The sequence below is a fragment of the Enterobacter cloacae complex sp. GYL001 genome, assembly GCF_049237125.1.
Lineage (GTDB): Bacteria > Pseudomonadota > Gammaproteobacteria > Enterobacterales > Enterobacteriaceae > Enterobacter > Enterobacter hormaechei_C.
Genome location: NZ_JBMKGW010000050.1, coordinates 1 through 2,409 on the forward strand (window position 1 = coordinate 1; position 2,409 = coordinate 2,409).

Annotated in this window: 4 protein-coding genes; all 4 read right to left on the minus strand. The window is 49.7% G+C overall.

Going from position 1 to position 2,409, the window contains the following annotated elements; all coding sequences use genetic code 11:
• Nucleotides 1–482 (minus strand): hypothetical protein (locus ACOTWU_RS25140; RefSeq protein ID WP_158423299.1); only part of this gene is annotated, 482 nt, incomplete at its 3' end.
• Between the two features lie 10 nt (nt 483–492).
• On the minus strand, nt 493–1,062 hold the full coding sequence (gene dfrA19, locus ACOTWU_RS25145; RefSeq protein WP_000019304.1) for a trimethoprim-resistant dihydrofolate reductase DfrA19: 570 nt from the start codon (nt 1,060–1,062) through the stop codon (nt 493–495).
• Entirely contained in the window at nt 1,062–1,526 is a 465-nt protein-coding gene (locus ACOTWU_RS25150; protein WP_000645230.1) for a BRCT domain-containing protein, read from the minus strand. The genes dfrA19 and ACOTWU_RS25150 overlap by 1 nt, the downstream gene beginning before the upstream one ends.
• A 301-nt stretch (nt 1,527–1,827) precedes the next feature.
• The coding region (locus ACOTWU_RS25155) for a transposase (RefSeq protein WP_227650327.1) at nt 1,828–2,409 on the minus strand (582 nt) is incomplete at its 5' end.

The window sequence follows — 2,409 nt, forward strand, 5'->3', positions numbered from 1 at the left end:
GCAGCCCGTCGTTGCCTGATGGATCCAACCCCTCCGCTGCTATAGTGCAGTCGGCTTCTGACGTTCAGTGCAGCCGTCTTCTGAAAACGACAAACGATGTCAGCCAATAAGTTGTTGTAATAATCGACAAGTGTTTGTTGCAACTCGCCGTCCTGTAAGACTGCATTATCAGTCTGATTCAGGGCGGCTATGGTGTCATTTATACACCATAAACCGATGACGGCTGCACGTAAATCTGTGGATGCTCTTGATGGCGATTCAACGTTTGCTGTCCCACGCATGGCGACAGCATTGTTTAGCCCAGCAATAATCCCATTATAAGTTGGGGGGAGGGGCTCCGACAACTGCAAAGCTATCTTTTCTGTATTGTTTTGGATGTCGTCCGCAAGAATGGTATTCTCGATCAGTTCTCGAGCCAATAATGATGTTTCGAAGCAGACGGCCAACACCGTCTGCTTCGTTTCTGGTTCTTGTTCTTCCACTGCCAGCGCGTTACTGATTGTTACGCACGTAAGTAGCAAAGTGAATGCGCTCTTGAGTCTCATCAACGGTTGCCTCCACAGTCTCGCTGGCACTGGAATCAATGTGAAAATTGTTCTGGATCGGATCAACAGGAATAAATCGATCACAGTCGAACTCTCTTGGAATTATGGTCATGTGCAGTTTCGTTGCTGATGAAAGAGCTTGAATGTACAACTTCTCCCCACCAATGACAGCAATGCGTTGATCGGTATTCTCATACAGGTTGATCACAGCACGAAGATCAGGAACGACAGTAGCGCCTATGACATCTTCTTGTTTTAACGTCGAGGAGATCACGAACGATTCGCGTTCGGGGAGAATTCCTTTCTCCTTGATTCGCTCCTCGGCGCCATCCTTTTCTAACTGCATGTCACGCATGTCAGTATACGTGTGTTTCCCCATAACGCACACGCGGATCTCTTTAGAAATCCGCGTAAATCGCGCCATGTCTTCTTTGCATTTCCATGGAATCTTGCCGCCTTTCCCGAATCCCAACTTAGAATCCACAGCGACTATTAGCTCAAGTTGTGGGTGACTCATTAAAACTCCAAACCAGTCGATGCTGGTTGTTCCAGATATTGCTTACGGAAGGTGGCCAGATCAATCAGTTTGATATTTGCCTTTCCGCTGTTGTTGAGATCGTGCACTTTCTTCAATTTGCCGGAAGATCCGGAAGTGGATGCCGCGATCACCATGGTGGTCTTCGACGAGACTGATGATTGCACTTCACCACCCTCAGCTTCAATCAGCTTCTCCAAGGCCGCGTCACGAAAACCGGTGATCACGATCTTCTCACCGGTAAAACGATCCCCCGAAGTGACCTGCTGTTTGAACCCGATGATTGATTGAATCTTGTTGAATAGCTCGGCATGTTCAGCCATACCTGCAAGCACTTTTGCGGCAGTTTTGTAGCTGAATTTGTCGACGCTAACGATCTGCTCTTCGGTGATGGCATTGAAATCATCCAAGGTCTTAATATCCAAGCCTTCACACAGAGCTTTCATCTTGCGGCGCCCAACGCCGCGCCCAAAGTGGGGCATCGACCCCAACCAAACCGACAGGGGAACACTACTGGGTATAGGAAGTATAAACCACCTTTTTGCTCCTCATCCGAAGTATCTTACCTGAAATTCCCTCACTCGTTTACCGCTCAAGCCCCAATTTTAACTGCCGGTCCAGCCTAAACCGCTCTAATAAGGTTCGATTTGGCGGTAAAATCTCTAGCCTGATAGCTCGAGAGATACAAACTGCCCCACCGCCCCGTTTAAAAGTTGGCAGTGTTGAGCAGTGTTGGATTTGGGGTCGTCAGTCAAAGAGACGACTCTGTGATGGATCGAACAGGCTGGGAGTCAGTGGCGGCGCTCGTTCTGGTGGCAGCTCACGCTGCTTGGCGGCATTCGCCTTGGCTGTTTTCTGTTTCAGATGCTTGAGAATCTGCTCAATGACCTTCGGATCTTCGATGCTGGCAATCACTTTGACGTGACCGCCGCAGTGTTCGCAGACTTCAATATCAATATTGAAGACTCGCTTGAGGCGTTGCATCCAGGTCATGGCGCGGTGGCGCTCTGCAGGACTCTTGTCACGCCAGTTAGTATCGAGACCTTCCGATTTGTCGGGCTTCTTGCCCCGCTTGGCGGGTGTTACTTGAACTCGGTGTTTGCTGTTCGGTGCAAAGACGCCGTGGAAGCGTGTGAGGTTGACTCGCGGCTTAGGTACCAACGCAGCGAGTTTGGCGATGAAGTCCAGCGGCTCGAAGATCACATGGGTGGTGCCATTGCGGTACGGAGTTTTGAGGGCACTGTTGCAAATAGTCGGTGGTGATAAACTTATCATCCCCTTTTGCTGATGGAGCTGCACATGAACCCATTCAAAGGCCGGCATTTTCAG